This is a genomic window from Curtobacterium sp. DN_7.5 (assembly GCF_022655355.1).
Classification (GTDB): domain Bacteria; phylum Actinomycetota; class Actinomycetes; order Actinomycetales; family Microbacteriaceae; genus Curtobacterium; species Curtobacterium luteum.
Map to the genome: position 1 here is coordinate 1,755,635 of NZ_CP093378.1, position 17,714 is coordinate 1,773,348.

Consider the following 17,714-nt stretch of genomic DNA (forward strand, 5'->3'; position numbering starts at 1 on the left):
GCGGGACTCGCACGTTCCTCCCCCTGCGCTGGACGCGGTCACGGGACCGCGCTTCTCGTCCATCCCCTCGCGGACGGTCGGGTCCGGTGCGTAGACACGGAGGGGTGCAGCTGATCGGCAACGGTGGTCCCCGGTTCGACGACGTCCGCGAGATCGCGGTCCTGCGGGGCGGCGGCCTCGGCGACCTGCTCTTCGCGGTCCCGGCGCTCGACGCCCTCGCCGCCGCCTACCCCGACGCACGGATCACGCTGCTCGGGACGCCCGTCGCCCCGGCCGTCCTGTCCGGTCGGACGGGCGCCGTGCACGCGTTCGAGGAACTGCCGGTCGTGCCGGGCGTCCGCGACGGCGGCGACGGTGCACCGAGCCGTGCGGACTTCGACGAGCGGACCTGCGGGCGGTTCGACCTCGCGGTGCAGCTGCACGGCGGCGGCCGGAACTCCAACCCGTTCCTGCTCGGCCTGGGCGCGCGGCACACGGTCGGCACGGCGACCGAGGACGCCGAGGTCCTCGAACGCTGGGTCCGGTACGTCTATTACCAGCACGAGGTCCTCCGCGCACTCGAGGTCGTGTCGCTCGCCGGCGCCGCGCCCGTGACGCTCGACCCGCGTGTCACCGTGGCCGAGCAGGATCGGGCAGATGCGCGGGCACGCCTCGGTGTCACCGACCGTCTGGTCGCGATGCACCCGGGAGCGACCGACCCGCGCCGCCGCTGGAGCCCGGACCGGTTCGCCGCGGTCGTCCGCGCTCGGCTCGCAGCGGGCGACGACGTCGTGCTCGTCGGCGACGCGTCGGACCGTGCGGCGGCGGACGCCATCTGTGCAGCGGTCGGCGACACCGACCGGCTCCACGACCTCGTCGGGACGCTGCCCCTCGCCGACCTGCCGGTGGTGCTGGCAGCGGCCGACGTGATGGTCGGCGACGACTCAGGCCCCCGGCACCTCGCGGTCGCGGTCGGCACACCCACCGTGGGCGTGTTCTGGTTCGGCAACGTCGTCAACGCCGGACCGGTCGACCGGGGACGGCACCGGGTCCACATGTCGTTCGTCACGCGCTGCCCGGTGTGCGGCATCGACGTCACCCAGGTCGGGTGGACGGCCGAGCGCTGCGAGCACGACCCGTCCTTCGTCGACGAGGTCACCCCCGAGGCGGTCCTGGCGGACGTGGCCGACCTGCTCGCCACGGCGACGCGTCGCTGAGGCGACCCCGGACGCGTCGTTGAGGCGACCCCGGACTCGGCGCTGACGCGACCCCGCACCGTGCGAGGACTCGTCCTGGCGCCACCCGCCCGGCTGCACCGTGCGAGGTTCCACACACGGTGCGAGGGTTCGGGCGTCGCACCGTGTGTGGAACCTCGCACCATGTGTGCGCGCCGTGCCGCGCCTGCGCCACACCGCACCGCCGCGCCGCTTCTGCACCACCTCGCACCGCACCTGCGCACCGCACCTGCGCACCGCACGTGCGCGCCGCACCGCACCTGCGCGCCGCGCCACGACCACGCGTCGCTGACGCGACCCCGGACGGACGGGAGGCGCGGTGCCGTCCGACACCGTCCTCCCTCGCAGGCTCGGTCGGCGGGTCCCGCGCAACGCTCCGCGTTGCCGCTGAGCGGGGCGCGCCCGTCCGTCGTCGGGACCGCCTACGGCCAGCTCGGTTCCGTGGCCGGCATGATCGACAGCTCGCGGATCTCGCAGCCCGCGGGCTGCGCGAGCGCGAAGAGGATCGCGTTCGCGACGTACTCCGGCTCGATGAGCTGTGCGTCGGGACCGGGCTTGTACTGCTCCGTCCGGTCGGCGAAGAAGTTCGTCCGCATGCCCGCCGGGATCACGTTCGTCACGCCGACGCGACCGCCGGTCTCCGCCGCCAGGGCCTGCGAGAAACCACGGACGCCGAACTTCGACGCCGAGTACGCGGTGCCGTCGCCGACGCCGCGCAGGGCGAGCGAGGACGAGATCGTCACGACCCGGCCGTGCGTCGCCTCGAGCGCCGGGAGCGCCGCCCGCACGACCGCCGCCGTGCCGAGCAGGTTCACCGCGACGATGCGCTCCCAGTCGCCGGAGGAGATGCCACCGATCGGCGCGGGCTTGTCGATGCCGGCGGCCGTGACGACCGCGTCGAGGCCGCCGTGGCGCTCCGCGGCGTCCCGGACCGCCTGCTCGGTCGCGGCGGTGTCGGTGACGTCGACCGCGACGGCGTCGACGCCCTCCGGCACGGCGTCGACGGCGAGGTCGAGCACGACGGGCGTTCCGCCGGCCTCGGCGACCGCGGCGACGACCGCGGCTCCGAGGCCCGAGGCGCCGCCGGTGACGAGGACGCGGCCGATCGGTGTGGTGGGGACGGGCATGGGGTTCCTTTCGTGGAGGGTGGGCGCGGACGGACCCGTCGGGACGGACCCGTGCGCCGCTCAGCCGACGTGCACGAGCGCGGCGGCGAGACGGGTGGTGGAGCGGCCCGGGTGGAAGGGCACGGTGACGACACGCCCGCCCCACTCGGCGAGCGTGGCGGCCTCGGGCAGGTCGGCGGCGTCGTAGTCGCCGCCCTTCGCCCAGACGTCGGGCCGGAAGCGACGGAGCGCCTCGTCGGGCGTGTGCTCGTCGAACACGACGACGGCGTCGACACAGTCGAGCGCGAGCAGGAGCTCGACGCGGTCGTCCTGGCTCATGATCGGCCGTTCGGGGCCCTTGAGCGCCCGGACGGACGCGTCGGAGTTGAGGCACACCACGAGGCAGTCCCCGAGCGCGCGGGCCGCGGACAGCGTGCGGGCGTGCCCGGCGTGCAGGAGGTCGAAGCAGCCACCGGTGGCCACGACGGTGCCGCCGTCGGCCCGGACCCGTTGGACGAGCCGGAGCGCGTCCCGGTCGGTGCCGGGGACCGCCACGGGCTCGGCGCCGCGGTCGGCGAACAGCGCGCTGACCCCGCCGGCCACGAGGTACGCGGAGGCGTCGGCGACCCCGGCGGCGACCGCGTCGGCGAGTCCGGCACCCTCGGCGAGGGCGACCGCGACCCCGGCGGCGAGCCGGTCGCCGGCACCGCACGGGTCACCCGCGGTCGTCGAGGGGGCGGGGACGAAGCGGCTGCCGGACGCCGAGGCGACGAGCGCGCCGCGGTCGCCCATCGTGACCGCCACGGCCTGCGTGCCCCACGCCTCGCGCAGGGCTCCGGCGGCGTCGGTGGCGAACGGGACGCCCTCGCCGCCGAGACCGCTGAAGGTCCGGGCCTCGGCGGTGTTCGGCGTCGCGACGGTCGTGCCCGGCACCGGCTGGGCGCCCTTGGGGTGCGGGTCCCAGACGACCGGGGTGTGCGCGGCGACCGCCTCGAGCGCGGCGCGCAGTGCCGGGGCGGCCGCGACCCCGCGGCCGTAGTCGGCGACGACGACCGCGTCGGCTTCGGCGAGCGCGTCGGTCATCGCCGCGGTGACCTCGGGGACGGGCGGCGTGGCGCATCCCTCGTCGATCCGGACGAGGGCGTGGTCGAGGACACGGACGCGGGTCTTCACGGGCGTCGGGGCGCCGGACGGCCCGGTGACGACGCGCACCCCGGGCAGGAGGTCGCGGATCTCGTCGCCGCGGCCGTCGTCGGACAGCACGGTCACGAGGGTGACGTCGTGGCCGTCCTTCGCGAGCATCGTCGCCACGAGGCCGGCACCGCCCGCGCGTCGGTCGTCGGTGCGGACGTCGACGACGGGCACCGGGGCGTCGGGGCTGAGCCGTTCGCTCGTGCCCGAGACGTCGACGTCGAGCAGGGTGTCCCCGACCACGACGATGCGACGGGCACCGGCGCGGGCCGCGCCGCCCGAGCGACCGCCGGTCACCGGCGTGCTCCGCGGCGCAGGGCCGGCTCCATCGCCCGGCAGAGGGCGTGGACGAGCACGAGCTGCGCCTCCTGCACGTTCGCGGAGGGGCCGTCGATGCAGATCGCGTCGTCGACGGCCGCGGCGAGGGGGTTCGGCTGCGGGCCGGTCATCGCGATCGCGAACGCGCCGACCGCCCGTGCGGCCTCGGCGGCACGGAGCAGGTTCGGGCTCTTGCCGCTGGTGCTCAGCAGGACGACGACGTCGCCGGCGCGGGCGTGCGCGCGGACCTGGCGGGCGAACACCTCGTCGTAGCCGTAGTCGTTGCCGATCGCGGTGACGGCCGAGGTCTCCGCGTGCAGCGAGATCGCGGAGTACGCGGGGCGGTCCCCGTCGAACCGCCCGGTCAGCTCGGACGTGAGGTGCTGCGCCTCGGCCGCGGACCCGCCGTTGCCCGCGGCCAGGAGCCGCCGTCCGGCGACCAGGCGCGTCGCGATGTCGTCGGCCCAGGCGGCGATGTGGTCGCCGTGGTCCACGAGCGACGCGATGACGGGGACGGACGCTGCGACGTGGTCGCGCACGACCCGGACGCTGTCCGACGTCGTGCCCGCCGGGGCGGCGCCGGTTGTCCCGGCGGTCTCGGTGGGGGAGATGGTCATCGTGCGGTCCTCTCGGTGGTCGCGGTGCGACGGGGGGAGCGACGAGCGCTGGGACGGGTGTCGGCGACCGCGCCGCCGCCGGCGATGAGCCGGTCGTACACGCGTTCGCTCTCGGCCGCGACCTTCTGCCACGTGTACCGGGCCACGGCGCGGTCGCGTCCGGCGGCTCCGAACGCCTCACGACGCTCGGGGTCCTCGAGGAGGGTGCCGATCGCGGTCGCGACGGCCTCCTCGTCGCGGGGCGGTACGTGCAGCCCCGTCGCGTCCTCGACGACGGTGTCGATCAGTCCGCCGACGCTCGACGCGATCACCGGGCGACCGCACGCCATCGCCTCGAGCGGCACGATCCCGAACGGCTCGTACCAGGGCGCGCACACGACGACGTCGGCGCTCCGGTACACCGCGGGCATGTCGTGCTGACCGAGCTGGCCGCGGAAGTGCACGTGGTCGCGGATCCCGAGCGAGCGCGCGAGCGCGTCGAGGCGCTGGTACTCGGGGTCGTCGGGCAGGTCGGCGCCGGCGACGCCGGCCCCGCCGACGACGACGAGTTCGACGTCCCGGCCCTCGTGCACGAGTGCGGCGACGGCGGCGATCGTCGTGCCGACGCCCTTCCGCTGCACGAGTCGGGAGGCGGTGAGGACCCGGTGCGTGCGGCCCCGCTCCTCGACGGGTCCGTCCGGCCGGAAGGTCTCGACGTCGACGCCGCACGGCACGACCGAGATCCGCTGCAGCGGGACGCCGAGGGCCTTCAGCTCGAACGCCTCGTCCGAACAGGTGGCGACGACCTGGTCGACGCTCCGCCCGACGGCGGGCTCGACCCACTCGCGCTCGGCCGGGCTGGTGTCCGCGGAACCCTGGTGGCGGCGCTTCACGACGCCGAGCGCGTGGAAGGTCTGCGCGACGGGGATCCGCACGCCGCCGGTCCGCGCCTGGACCTGGGCGACGGCCTCGAGCGCGGCGTGGCCGGACATCCAGAAGTGCGCGTGCACGACGTCGGGACGGTCGACGAACCACTCGGCCGCGAGGACGGCGGCGAACGTCCCCATGTACGGGAACAGCTCGTCCTTCGGCACCGTCCGGGCCGGACCGGCGTCGACGTGGACGACCTCGACACCCGGTCGGAGCAGGACACGCACGGGCAGGTCTGCTGCGTCGCGTCGCGTGTACACCGTCACCTGGTGGCCGCGGTCCGCCAGGGCCCCGGACAGCTCGGCGACGTGGACGTTCTGGCCGCCGGCGTCGACGCCGCCGAGGGTCGCGAGCGGACTCGCGTGCTCGGACACCATCGCGATCTTCATCGGGCGCTCCCTTCCAGCGCGACATCGGTCGCGCCGTCCCGTCGCGCAGCGCGCGCGGTCCGGTGGTGGTCGGTGACGGCCCGGTCGAGCAGGTCGTCCCAGTCAGCGGTGAAGCGTGCGAGCGCGTGGCGCTCGAGCGCGGCCTCCCGTGCGACCACCCCGCGTCGCCGCGCCTCGTCCGGGTCCTCCAGCAGCAGCCTGGAGGCGCGGACCAGCTCCTCGACGTCGGTCGCGATCGCGCCGGCGTCGGCAGGCACGGTGCGCGGGGCGTCGGTCGTCGCCAGGACGAGGACGGGCATCGCCATGTGCATGGCCTCGATCAGCGAGAGGCCGAGCGACGTCCAGCGGTTCGGGTGGACGTACGCGCGGCGCTCGGCGAGCGCCCGGTGCATCGGGTCCGACGGGACGTCCCCGAGCGCCGTCACGCGGTCGCCGAACCCCAGCGCTCCGATGCGCTCCGAGCCGATGCCCCACAGGTCGACGGGGGCGACGGCCCCGAAGCGGGGGAGCAGGTCCGTCCCGACGACCCGGCCACGGCGGACCGGTTCGTTGATGACGGCGCCGAAGCGCTCCACGGCCCCGGTGTACAGCGGACCAGGGTCGACCACGCCGTGCTCGACGACGGTCGTGGCGGTCGTGCCGCAGTCCCACATGAGGGCGTTCCAGTGCGTGACGTGCGCGATGCGGAGGTCGTCCCGGTCCCGGAGCGGGTGCCGGCTGTCCGGGACGTCGACCCGCGGCGCGTTGTGCTCGACGAAGACGATCGGGACCGAGCGGCCACGGAGCAGGCGCTCGGATGCCTCGAGCTCCTCCGTGCGCTGGAGGACGACCACGTCGACCTCGGCGTCGGCGACGTCCTCCGGCGCGATCTCGACGACCGAGTCCGGCCAGTCCCGGCCGCCGCGCCCCAGGCCGTCGGCATCGCGGGCCGCGGTCGTCGGCACGAGGTACTGGTGCTGGCCGCGGACGAACGCGTCCATCCAGCCGCCGTGGACGTGCCACACGAGGATGCGCATGCAGGCCTTCCGGGTCGAGGAGCAGTCGAGGAGCAGGAGGAGAAGCAGAAGCAGTGGCGCACGCTACGCAGCGGTCACCGGGTCACGGCGCAGGAACGTCGTCGGTGATCCGGGAAGCGCGATCCAGCAGTCGCCGGTGCGCATCCAGCACATCCTGGACGGACACACGGGCGAGACAGGGGTGACCCGGGACCGGGCACTCACGGGCACGGCTGAGCCGGCACGGAGCGCCCTGATCGCCCAGGAGCTCGACGCGCGGTGCGTACGGCGCCCACTTCACGGCCGGCACCACCGGCGAGAACAGGCTCACGATCGGCACGCCCACGGCGGCTGCCAGGTGCGCCGGTCCGGTGTTCCCGACCACGACGACCTCCGCGCCGGCGAGCACCGCGGCGAGTTCCGCGGGGCTCGTGGCACCGCCCAGGTCGATCCCGGCGTCGCCGGCGACGAGGGCGGTCAGGTCGCGTTCGCCGGGTGAACCGGTGACGACCACGCGGATGCCCGCAGCCGCGTAGGCGGACACCAGCTCCCGGTGCTGCTCGGCGGGCCACGCGCGTGCCGGGACGCTCGCACCCGGGTGGACGACCACGTACCTGCCCAGGCCGGCCACGCTGTCCGGCGGGTCGACGTCGTGACGCACCGCGAGCCTCCCGGCATCGTCGGCGGGCAGCGCGAAGCCCGCCGCCCGCGCGATGCGGAGGGCGCGCTCGGGTTCGGCGAGGTCCTCGGGGAGGTCCTCGCCGGGGCGGAGCCGGACGTCGAGGAGCGACCCCGGGTGGTCGACGGACGCGCCGCTCACCCGTGGCACGCCCGCGAGCCGCAGGAGCAGGGCGAGGGGGAGCGGGGACTGGTGGAACGAGGTGAGGACGACCGCCTCGTCCGGACGCTCTTCCGCCACGAGGGTCCGGAACTCGTCGACGACCGCGTCGTCGATCGGCCGGGCGGTCTCGGTGACCCACGGCGCCGCCCAGGTCCGGACCGCGTCGACGCCGGGGAGGAGCCGACCCGCCGGCGCCCCCTGGGGACCGCAGAGCAGCGTGACGTGCGCGGCGCCCGCCGCGACCGCCCGGACGGCGGGGCCGGCGACGAGGACGTCGCCGAACGAGTCGAGCCGGGCGACGAGGACCCGTGGCCGGCCGCCGCGTGCGCTTCCGCGGACTCGGCGGCCGGCGGCGGCGGGCGCGGCGTGCTCGTCGCCGAGCGCGGCGTGCCCGCTCACGCGACCGGCGCCGAGCGCTGCGCGAGCACGAGGCTCACCGCGTCGTCGAGGGTCGCCGCGACGGTCTCGGCGGCGTCGACCTCCTCCTGCCGGGTGCGCGGGGTCGGCACGAGGATGCCCTGCGCGCCCGCCGCCCGTGCCGCCGCGACGTCCGCCCCGATGTCCCCGACGACCACCAGCTCGGCCGCCGGGACGCCCAGGACCTCGGCGGCGCGGAGGACCATGCCCGGGCGCGGCTTGCGGCAGTCGCAGCCGTCGGTGGCGTCGTGCGGACAGACGCACCAGAGGTCGAACGGACCGACGAGCTCGTCGACGCGGGCGTTCGTCGCGTCGACCTGCGCGCGGGTCGCGAGGCCCTTCGCGATCGCGGACTGGTTGGTGACGACACCGAGGCGCAGGCCCGCGGCCCGAGCACGCTCGACGGCGCGGTGCGCTCCGGGCACCGGCACGACGAGGTGCGGGTCCGCGTTGTACGGGACGTCGACGACGAGGGTGTCGTCGCGGTCGAAGAGCACGCCGCCGACGGGGCGGTCCGGAGCGAGGGCCATGGACCGAGCAGTACCGGTGCGTCGCCGCGCGCGGGTCCAGGAAGAGCCGATGTGCGCAGTGCTGACCGTGCCCGCAGGAGGCACCGCCTAGCGTCCGCGACCGTGACCGCCCTGCCGACCATGCCCCCGTCCGACGGCCGCCCGGAGCTCGTCGTGCTCCGCGCCATCAAGCTCGGGGACCTGCTCGTCGCCGTTCCGGCGCTGACCGCGCTCCGTCGTGCCTTCCCGGGACACCGGATCACCCTCGCCACGACCGCCTGGCTCGCCCCCGTGGTCGAGCTGGTGGCGGCGGTGGACGTCCACCTCGCCCAGCACGGGCTCGACCACGCGATCGCCGCGCCGACCGGGTCCGTGGACGTCGCCGTGAACCTGCACGGCGTCGGTCCCGAGTCGTCCGACCTGATCGAGGCCCTCGGTCCCCGTCGTGTGATCGGACACCGTGACCCCGCCCACGGACACGACGGGCCCGAGTGGCCGGAGGGGCTGAACGAGCGGGAGCGCTGGGCGCGCCTGCTCAGCTGGCACGGGATCGACGCCGACCCCGACGAGGTCGCCGTCGACCGTCCGGCGGCGCCGTCGGTTGCACCCGGGGCGGCGGTCGTGCACGTCGGTGCGTTCCACGGAGCCCGGCACTGGCCGACCGATCGCTTCGCCGCCGTGGTGCGGGGTCTCCGCGAGCGCGGACACGACGTGGTCCTGACGGGAGGCGCGGACGACGTCGTCCGTGCACGTGCGGTCGCGGAGGCGGCCGGGCTGGCGCCGGAGGCGGTGCTGGCCGGTGTCCTCGACCTGCAGCCGTTCGCGGCCGTCGTCGCGGAGGCCGCGGTCGTCGTCACCGTGGACACGGGCGCGGCGCACCTGGCCTCCGCCTACGGGATCCCCTCGGTCGTCCTGTTCGGACCGGCGCCGCCCGAAGCCTGGGGCCCGCCGGCCTCCGGGCCGCACGTCGTCCTCACCGATGCGTCGCAGCGACGGGGCGACGTGTTCTCCGAGGAACCGGACCCGGCGCTGCTCGCCGTGGGTCCCGACGACGTGCTCGCCGCGGTGGACGGCCTCGGCGTCACGCCGCGCGGTCCGGCCCGTGTCGTGCCCGGCGGTGCGGCCCGTGTCGTGCCCGGCGGTGCGGCCCGTGTCGTGCCCGGCGGTGCGGCCCGCGTCGTGCCCGGCGGTGCGGCCCGCGTCGTGCCCGGCTCAGGAACCCACCAGTAGGTTCGGAGCCGGACCGCCGGAGGGACCGGTGGCCGGGAGGGAACCATCGTGTTCGAAGCCGCCAACATCCGGGACTGGATCGGGCTGCCGGTCGTCGACCCGTCGGAGGACAAGGTCGGGAACCTCGAGAGCATCTACTACGACACCGCCACCTCGGAGCCGGCCTTCGGCGCCGTGACGACGGGGCTCGTCGGGTTCCAGAAGCTCGTCTTCGTGCCGCTCGCCGGTGCCACCGTCGCGCCGAAGCACCTCATCGTCGCGTTCCCGAAGAAGCTCGTCAAGGACGCCCCGTCGATCGCGACCGACGGCGAGCTCGACGCGACGCTCGAGCCCGGACTGTACGAGCACTACGGCCTCGTCTACCAGACGGGCAGCAACGGCGAGCGCCGACTCGGCCGACGCTGAGGTCGGGCGGCTCGCCCCGGCGACCGTCCGCTGTGCCGCCCGCTGTGCCGCCCGCGGTGCCCGACCGCTGTTCCCGCCCGCTGTTCCCGCCCGCTCTGCCCGCCCGCTCTGCCCGTCCGTCGGAGGTCCCGCTGCCCCGCCCGCCCCGTCCGCTCCGGCCACGGCTGCTCGCCGCCGTGGCGCTCGTCGCCGTCGTCGGTGGCCTGCTGCCGGTCGCCGTGGCACCCGCAGGGCCGGGCGGGACCCCGGCGAGCGCGGCGCCGTCGTGGCCGCAGCCGCAGCCGTTCCCGGTGACGTCCGACCCACCCGACCGGCTCGCCGACGTGCCGCCCGGCAGCGAGTACGTCGCACTCGGTGACTCGTACTCGGCGGGGTACGGCCTCGCCGACCCGACGCACCTCCCGACGAACGTGTGCGGGCAGTCCGCACGCGACTACCCGCACCGGATCGCCCAGCGGTTCGGTCTGGCGCTGACCGACGTCACCTGCGCCGGTGCGACGAGCGACGACGTGACGTCCGGCTCCCAGTTCGCCGGCGTCCCGCCGCAGATCGAGGCGCTGTCGTCCGCCACTCGGCTCGTGACGCTGACGATCGGTGGGAACGACGCCGACCTGTTCGGCACGGCGGCCTCGTGCCTGGCGCTGTCGGCGAACGGTCCGGTGTTCTCCGGACGGGACGCCGCGTCCTGCGAGAGCACGCTCGTGCGGGACGGCGAGGACGAGCTCGGCACGAAGATCGCTTCCCGGGTGGCACTCGGCGTCGCGGACACGCTCGCACGCGTCACGGCAGCGGCGCCGAACGCCGTCGTCGTGTTCCTGGGGTACCCGGCGATCTTCCCCGATGCCGAGCACACGCCCGCGAAGGGCTGCTTCCGGTCCGCGGTCGACCTCGGATCGCTCGCCGGGTCGTTCCCGACGAACTCGTACCCGTTCACCGACACGGACGTCGCGTACCTGCACGGTGTCCAGGAGCAGCTGAACGCGGTGTCCGCCGCGGCCGCGCGTGCCGCCGACGTCCGGTTCGTCGACGTGTTCTCCCGTACCCAGGCCCGGTCGGCGTGTGCCACGGAGCGGCCGTACGTGTCGGGCGTCTCCCTCGACGGGACCGGCAACCTGCAGCGCATCGACCTCGAGCCGGGGGCGCTGCACCCGAACGAGCGCGGGGTCGCGTACCTCACCGACCAGGTGGCCGACGCCGTGGAGGACCTCGCCGGTTGACCCGGTCGTCAGGCCGTCGCCTCCCGGTCCGCGAGCCTGGCCTCGGCGTCCGCCGCCGCGGTGCGGTCCTTCGCCGCCTCGACCGGGGCGGTGGCCCCGTGCGCGGTCGGCGGGACGACGCACACCGGTGAGACCGACTCGCGCAGGACGTCGTGGAGCACCGACCCCGAGAGCGCGTGCACGTGCCCGCGCCCGAGCACGACGAGCGACGCCGTGCGCGAGTGGGCGGCGATCGCGTGCCCGGGGTGGCCCTCGACGAGCAGCGGGTGGATCCGCAGGGCCGGGTGCCGGCGACGCAGCTCCGCCGTGACCCGCTCGAGCAGCTCCGCGTTCCGGGTGCGCCACCGCATCGGGTCCTCGGCGAAGTCGGTCAGGCCGGTCCGGGTGATGACGGGCATCTCCCACGCACGGAGGACGGTCAGCCGTCGGTGGCGCCGCTCCGCCTCGTCGACGGCGATCGCGACGGCCCGCTCGTCGAGCGGTTCCTCCACGGCGAGCACCACGTCGCCGTCGATCGGGTGCGGCCCGTCGGGCACGACCACCGTGGGCACGGCGGCACGTTCGGCGACGCGCGCCGGTCCGTTCCCCAGCGTGCTCCCGCGTCGACTGCGCCACGACCCGACCACGAGCAGGTCGCCGGCGTCCGACTCCGCGACGAGCGCGTTCGCGAACGACCCGGCGTGCCGGGCGATCTCGACCTCCACGTCCGGCAGGGCCGTGCGGGCAGCCTCGGCCACCGCGTCCGCGACCCGTCGCCCGTCCGGGCCGACGCGGCCCTCGAGCGCCGGGTCGACCCCGATGACCCGGAGCCGTTCGATGCCGGACCCCGCATGGTCGGCGATCCACCGGAGCGCCTGCTCGTGGGGCTTCGCCGCGTCTGCTGCCAACGTCACCGTCGACCACCGTTCGTCCATCCCGATCGACCTCCTCGTGCCGGTACCGGGGCGTCGTGGGGCGCTCCTGGCCGCGGATCGTACTCCCGCGGGCGGTCCGCCACCTGCACGCTGCCTGCGGTTCCGTGCGGCGGCTGCGTAGCCTCTGGTCGTGCGTACCAGTGCCGGGCTCCTCCTCCACCGCGCCGGGGAGACCGGCACCGAGGTCTTCGTCGCGCACATGGGCGGCCCGTTCTGGCGGAGCCGCGCGCGGGCGTGGTCGATCCCGAAGGGCGAGCCGGTCCCGGGGGAGCGCCCGTTCGACACCGCGCGACGGGAGTTCACGGAGGAGATCGGGGTGCCGGCACCCGAGGGATCGGTCGTCGACCTGGGCGAGCACCGGCAGTCGTCGAAGGTCGTCCGGGTGTTCGCGGTGCACGCGCCCGGGTTCACGGTGGACACCGTGACGAGCAACACCGTCCGGCTGGAACTGCCGCGCGGGTCGGGTCGCTTCGTCGAGGTCCCGGAGGTCGACGACGCCCGGTGGATGCCGCTGGACGAGGCGCGCGAGCTGCTCGTGCTCGGCCAGGTGGCCGCGCTCGACGCCCTCGCGAGTGCGCTGTCCGGATCGACTGGGTGACAGGGACCCACGAAGTGCCCGGAGTCCGCGCTCCGTGGATAGCCTGTACGAACGTCGAGGTGACGTCTGGTGCAGGGGCCAGGTCAGCACGAACAGGGGAGCACCATGCGGCGCTTGCGCACCGTCACGGCGGGTCTGACCGCCCTCGTCCTCGGAGGTGGTCTCGCGCTCGTCGGCGCGACCTCGGCCTCCGCCGTCCCGGCCGGGCACTGGGGGACCTTCACCCTCGCCGGCCAGAGCCGGGAGTACACCGGCACCATGACCCTCCCGGGGTTCCCGGAGACGACCTTCGAGTCGAACTCGCGGCAGTCGACCGTCGTCAGCGGGGCGTCGACCTGGCAGGGGCCGAGCACCGGACCCGGCGCGGTCTACGGGTCGAGCCGGGGGAACACCTACCTGAACCAGCGTCCGCTCGCCGATGCCGCGGGACAGCCGTCGGTGACGACCTACACCTTCGCGGAGCCGACCCCGGGGGCGAGCAGCTGGTCGTTCGTCCTCGGTGACATCGACGCCGATCGGGCGACGATCTCAGCTGTCCGACAGGGCGGTGCCGCTGCCAGCGCCGAGGACCTCGGGTTCCAGGGCACGGACGGCCGCGGCTACAACTCCTGCTCGGCGTCCTCGCCGGGCGGGTGGAGCTGCTCGGCCGACCCCGACGGCACGACGGGGCGGGACGTCCCGACGTGGGACCCGGCCACGCTGACCCTCACCGGCAACGCCGGCGCCGTGGACACCGCGGGCGCGACCGCGTGGTTCACCCCGACCGTCCCGCTCACGAGCCTGACGATCACGTACGAGCGACGCAGCGGATTCCCCGTGTACCAGACCTGGTTCGCCAACAGCACCGCTGCGCTCACCGGTACGGCGACCCTCGACGGCGCACCGGTCCCGGGCGCCCGGGTGACGGTGACCGCTCCGCGCGGCACGGTCTACACGACCACGACGGCGGCCGACGGCACGTACGCGTTCCCGCAGCTCCCGCAGATCCCCGGGTACACGGTCACGATCACGCCGGTGCCGGGTGCTGAGATCCGGCCGGAGCTCGCGACCCAGACGGTGTCGCTCGACGGCACGAACGGGACGGCGGACTTCCCGTTCACGGCCCCGTCCGGCACCGTGTCGATCATCGGACAGGTCACGGACCCCGGTGGCAACCCGGCCGCGGACGTCCCGGTCGTCATCACCGACCCGGCCGACCCCGCGAACCCCATCGAGACCGTCACGAACGACGACGGCTACTACACCGGGTCGGGCCTGTCCCCGGAGACGGACGTCACGGTGGCGGTGGACGGCGCCGCTCCAGAGACGGTGAGGACGGGCGCGGTCCCACCCGCAGCGCCCACGGTGGTCGACCCGATCCAGACCACGGCGGTCGGGAGCGTCGGCGGCGCGGTGGTCCTCGACGGCGCGCCGCAGGCCGGCGTGACCGTGCAACTGCTCGACGGCACCACGGTGGTGGCCAGCGCCGTGACGGACGCCGACGGCAAGTACTCCTTCTCGACGATCCCGGGCAGGTACACCGTGGCCGTGCAGCAGCCGCGCGCCGACGCCGAACTCGTGAGCCCGGACGGAGGACCGGTCACGGTCACCGGTGGCTCGGCCGCGGACCGGAGCTTCGCGTACCGCACACCCACGGCACCGGAGGCCGTCACCACGACCGCCACCGGTCGGGTCGTCGACACGACCGGGGCCCCCGCGGCCGGTCGGACCGTCACGGCGACGCCCGACGCCGCCGACTCCGGCGCGTCGCCGGTGACCGCCACCACCGGCACCGACGGCGGGTACACGCTCGAGGGCCTCGACCCGGCCACCGACTACACGGTCTCCGTGAGCGGCAGCGACAGCACCGTGGGGTTCACCTCGGGTCCGGACGCCACCGTCGTGGTGACCGTCGTCGACCTCGTGGTCGCCGCGCCGGCGTCGCCCAGCCCCACGCCGACAGCGACGCCCACCGCCACAGCCACGCCGACGCCGACCACGGTTCCGGTCGTGTCGTCCGGGTCGGGTCCGGCGACCGGTGAGCTGGCGTACACGGGCGCCGAGGTGGGGCCGGCCGCACTCGCGGCCGCCGTGCTCGTCCTGCTCGGGGCCGGGGTCCTGACGTACCGCTCGGTGCGGCACCGCCGTCGGGTACGCGCGGACGACTGACACCTGTCGTCGAACGGGGTGGGACCGCTCGGTCCCACCCCGTTCTGTGTTCCGGGAACAATGCCCGCCACCGCGCCGTTGGAGCGCTCCGAGGAAGTTCTCAGCGGCACCCCCTCGCGGTCGCCCGACAGGGCGTGCAACACTGGAGGGGCGCACTCGCCGTGGAGTCGTACCCACCACACACATCCACAGCTCGAGCGCGCAGCTCCTCGTCGTAGTCACGTCGTCGCCGTGCGCCCGGACGTCCCCAGCGAGGAGGTCAGCCCCGTGTCCACCACCACCCGAACCTCGGCCGTGCCCACGCACACGCGGCCGATCACCGTCACGACCGGATCGATCGTCGGCATCGCCGTGCTCGGTCTCGCCACGTTCTTCGCGATCACCACCGAGCTCATGCCCGTCGGGCTGCTCGGCACCATGAGTCGAGACCTCGGGGTGTCCGAGTCGACGATGGGTGTCGTCGTCACCGTGTACGCCGCGGCCGTCGCGCTGCTCGCACTGCCCCTGACGTCGTTCACCGCCCGACTGCCCCGCAAGACCGTGCTCGTCGCGACCCTCATCGGGTACGCCGTCTCGAACGTGATGGTCGCGCTCGCGCCGTCGTTCGCCGTGGTGTGCGCCGGCCGGGTCGTCGGTGGCGTCGCCCACGCGCTGTTCTTCTCGGTCGCTTCGGCCTACGCGACCCGCATCGTGCCGCCGCGGCTCGCCGGCCGTGCGATCGCGTTCGTGTACTCGGGCAGCTCGCTCGGCTTCGTGCTCGGCGTCCCGATCGCCACCTGGGTCGCCCAGACGATCGGGTGGCGGCCGGCCGTCGGCGCGGTCGCGGTCGCGTCGGCGCTCCTCGCCGGTGTCGCCCTCGCGTTCCTGCCGTCCGTCCGTGGCGCATCGTCCCCGCACATCGGCTCGCCGCGCGCCTGGGCCCGCACCGGGCTCCTCTCGGTCGTGGTCGCCGACCTGCTCCTCTTCGCCGGCCACTACGTCGTCTACACCTACATCGGTCCGTACGCGATCGACGCGGGCCTCGACGCCGCGCTCGTCTCCGGTGCCCTCCTCGTCCTCGGGGCGACCGGTGTGATCGGCCTCTGGCTCGCCGGACTCTTCGTCGACCGGGCCCCGCGCCAGACCCTCATCGCGGCCGTCGCGGTGATGGCGGCGGCGTTCGCGGTCCTGCCGTTCGTGCACGGCTCGCTGCTCGGCACGATGGTCGTCGCCGGCGTCTGGATGGCCGCGAACGGCACCACGGGCACGCTCTTCATGGCCGCCGCGATCCGCACTGGCGGGGTCTCGCCCGACATCGCCGGCGCCCTCGTCAACGGAGCGTCGAACATCGGCATCGCCGGTGGGGCCGCACTCGGCGGGCAGGCCCTCGGCGCCGTCGGGCTGCAGTGGCTGCCCTTCGCCGGCGGCGCGGTCCTGCTCGCCTCGCTGGGCGTGGTCGTCACTGCCCGGAAGGGCTTCCCCGTGCACACGCACGCGCAGGAGCACCTGTCGACGTCCTCGCTCGAGGCGATCACCTCGTCGCTCGCCGTGGTCACCACGTCGGTCCCGACGATCAGCCGCGCGATCCAGACGGTCACCGGCTCGGTCGCGGTCGTCACCGGCGCGGTCCGGACGCGGCGCTCCGGCGAGCCGACGACCTAGCCCGGGCCGGCGAACGCGAGCGGCAGGCCGCGCAGCACCCCGACGTCCTCCGGCAACGCGCTCAGTACGAGTCCGTCACCGTCCCCTGGACGCCTCCGCCGCGCAGCCACAACGTCAACGTCCCACTCCGGGACTGCGCGGACAGCGACACGCTGCCGTGCAGGGCGTCCTCCCGCGGGTAGCACGCCGTCGAGCTCTCGATCCGGTCGGCCGTCGCCACGAGGCAGATCGTCGACCGGTCCGTCCCGACGCCGGCCCACACGTTCCACGGTGTCTCGAGGTCGCCGCCGTCGAGCGCGCGGTTCGTGAAGACGAGGCGTGTGCTGTGCAGGCTGACCGGTGCCTCGACCGGTCCAGGGAGCTGGTCGGCGTACGTCTGGGGGACGTCGAGCAGCTGCTCGAGCGTCACCGCCCCAGCGGTGGGGGTGATGCTCGGCGCCGCCGGCACCGCCGGGCCGGCGGTCCCGACGACGGTGCCGGCCGCGAACGCCACGCCGACGGCCGCCGCGGCACCCATTGCGATCCAGACGCGTGGCCGTCGCGTCCACAGGAGCGCGTGCACGCGGTCGCGCCACCCCGTCGGGAGGCCCGGGGCACTCCCGTCCTGATCCGCTGCGTCCGCCTCGTGGTCCGGCCGCGTCCCGTCGGTCGCCGTCGCCGTCCCGGTCGCGTCGGCCGAATCGCCCTCGACGCTCTCCCAACGGTCGTGCCCGACGGGGTCGGTCGCGCGCGGCACACCGCCCACGGGGCTGCTCGGCACCTCCGGACCGTGGACCGGAACCGGGGCCGGACCGACCGACGGCGAGCCCGCTGTCGAGGGTGTCCGGCGGAGGTCCCTCGTCGGTGCCGGGCCGCCAGGGGACCCGCCCCGTCGTGGTCGTCGCCCGCTCCGGAGGTCCTCCAGCCGGATGCGGGCCCGGGCCGCCTCGGCGGGGGACGCGTCCGCGCCCCACGCCAGCGCCTCGAGCCGTGCTCGCTCCGCAGCCACGTCGTCGTCGGCCATGCCTACTCCCGTTCCGGGTCCTGCTGCCCGCTCCATGCTCGCACCCAGACAC

16 protein-coding genes are annotated in these 17,714 nt (G+C 75.1%); 7 read left to right on the forward strand and 9 right to left on the reverse strand.

Going from position 1 to position 17,714, the window contains the following annotated elements:
* Window positions 1-104: 104 nt before the first annotated feature.
* Window positions 105-1,196, forward strand: a complete 1,092-nt coding sequence (locus MON03_RS08180) for a glycosyltransferase family 9 protein (RefSeq protein WP_242091370.1) — start codon at window positions 105-107, stop codon at window positions 1,194-1,196.
* 440 nt (window positions 1,197-1,636) lie between these two features.
* Here MON03_RS08180 and MON03_RS08185 read toward each other — a convergent pair whose 3' ends face one another.
* The 7 genes from MON03_RS08185 to MON03_RS08215 form a co-directional block, all read right to left on the reverse strand.
* Window positions 1,637-2,341, reverse strand: a complete 705-nt coding sequence (locus MON03_RS08185; RefSeq protein WP_242091371.1) for an SDR family oxidoreductase — start codon at window positions 2,339-2,341, stop codon at window positions 1,637-1,639.
* 60 nt (window positions 2,342-2,401) lie between these two features.
* Window positions 2,402-3,808, reverse strand: coding sequence for a PfkB family carbohydrate kinase (locus MON03_RS08190; RefSeq protein ID WP_242091372.1), 1,407 nt, complete (start codon window positions 3,806-3,808; stop codon window positions 2,402-2,404).
* A complete protein-coding gene (locus tag MON03_RS08195) occupies window positions 3,805-4,446 on the reverse strand; it encodes a D-sedoheptulose-7-phosphate isomerase (protein ID WP_242091373.1) in 642 nt (213 codons plus the stop codon). The genes MON03_RS08190 and MON03_RS08195 overlap by 4 nt, the downstream gene beginning before the upstream one ends.
* Complete coding sequence (locus tag MON03_RS08200; RefSeq protein WP_242091374.1) at window positions 4,443-5,744, reverse strand: glycosyltransferase; 1,302 nt, start codon at window positions 5,742-5,744, stop codon at window positions 4,443-4,445. Before MON03_RS08200 ends, MON03_RS08195 begins: the two co-directional genes overlap by 4 nt.
* Window positions 5,741-6,760, reverse strand: coding sequence for a glycosyltransferase (locus tag MON03_RS08205; protein ID WP_242091375.1), 1,020 nt, complete (start codon window positions 6,758-6,760; stop codon window positions 5,741-5,743). Before MON03_RS08205 ends, MON03_RS08200 begins: the two co-directional genes overlap by 4 nt.
* Window positions 6,761-6,842: 82 nt before the next feature.
* Window positions 6,843-7,979: a glycosyltransferase family 9 protein gene (locus tag MON03_RS08210; protein WP_242091376.1), complete on the reverse strand. Its 1,137-nt coding sequence runs from the start codon at window positions 7,977-7,979 to the stop codon at window positions 6,843-6,845.
* Window positions 7,976-8,527 (reverse strand): D-glycero-alpha-D-manno-heptose-1,7-bisphosphate 7-phosphatase, encoded by a 552-nt coding sequence (locus MON03_RS08215; protein WP_242091377.1) that lies wholly within the window; start codon window positions 8,525-8,527, stop codon window positions 7,976-7,978. Before MON03_RS08215 ends, MON03_RS08210 begins: the two co-directional genes overlap by 4 nt.
* Window positions 8,528-8,629: 102 nt before the next feature.
* Here MON03_RS08215 and MON03_RS08220 point away from each other — a divergent pair, with 102 nt between their 5' ends.
* The 3 genes from MON03_RS08220 (at window position 8,630) to MON03_RS08230 (ending at window position 11,358) form a co-directional block, all read left to right on the forward strand.
* The gene (locus MON03_RS08220) at window positions 8,630-9,736 is read left to right on the forward strand and encodes a glycosyltransferase family 9 protein (protein ID WP_242091378.1); all 1,107 of its coding nucleotides are present in this window, start codon (window positions 8,630-8,632) and stop codon (window positions 9,734-9,736) included.
* Between the two features lie 48 nt (window positions 9,737-9,784).
* Complete coding sequence (locus MON03_RS08225; RefSeq protein WP_175329272.1) at window positions 9,785-10,141, forward strand: PRC-barrel domain-containing protein; 357 nt, start codon at window positions 9,785-9,787, stop codon at window positions 10,139-10,141.
* Window positions 10,142-10,317: 176 nt separating this feature from the next.
* Window positions 10,318-11,358, forward strand: coding sequence for an SGNH/GDSL hydrolase family protein (locus tag MON03_RS08230; protein ID WP_022902454.1), 1,041 nt, complete (start codon window positions 10,318-10,320; stop codon window positions 11,356-11,358).
* Window positions 11,359-11,366: 8 nt separating this feature from the next.
* Here the strand turns inward: MON03_RS08230 and MON03_RS08235 are convergent, their stop codons facing one another.
* Entirely contained in the window at window positions 11,367-12,251 is an 885-nt protein-coding gene (locus MON03_RS08235; RefSeq protein WP_242091379.1) for a universal stress protein, read from the reverse strand.
* A gap of 151 nt (window positions 12,252-12,402) precedes the next feature.
* On the opposite strand from MON03_RS08235, the gene MON03_RS08240 reads away from it, so the two are divergent.
* The 3 genes from MON03_RS08240 to MON03_RS08250 all read left to right on the forward strand — a co-directional run bounded on the left by MON03_RS08240 (window position 12,403) and on the right by MON03_RS08250 (window position 16,659).
* Window positions 12,403-12,870, forward strand: coding sequence for an NUDIX hydrolase (locus MON03_RS08240; RefSeq protein WP_350355094.1), 468 nt, complete (start codon window positions 12,403-12,405; stop codon window positions 12,868-12,870).
* Between the two features lie 114 nt (window positions 12,871-12,984).
* Window positions 12,985-15,018 (forward strand): carboxypeptidase regulatory-like domain-containing protein, encoded by a 2,034-nt coding sequence (locus MON03_RS08245; protein ID WP_242091380.1) that lies wholly within the window; start codon window positions 12,985-12,987, stop codon window positions 15,016-15,018.
* Window positions 15,019-15,285: 267 nt separating this feature from the next.
* On the forward strand, window positions 15,286-16,659 hold the full coding sequence (locus MON03_RS08250) for an MFS transporter (protein WP_242091381.1): 1,374 nt from the start codon (window positions 15,286-15,288) through the stop codon (window positions 16,657-16,659).
* Window positions 16,660-16,720: 61 nt separating this feature from the next.
* On the opposite strand, the gene MON03_RS08255 is transcribed toward MON03_RS08250, so the two are convergent.
* A complete protein-coding gene (locus tag MON03_RS08255) occupies window positions 16,721-17,419 on the reverse strand; it encodes a hypothetical protein (protein ID WP_242091382.1) in 699 nt (232 codons plus the stop codon).
* Between the last annotated feature and the right edge of the window lie 295 nt (window positions 17,420-17,714).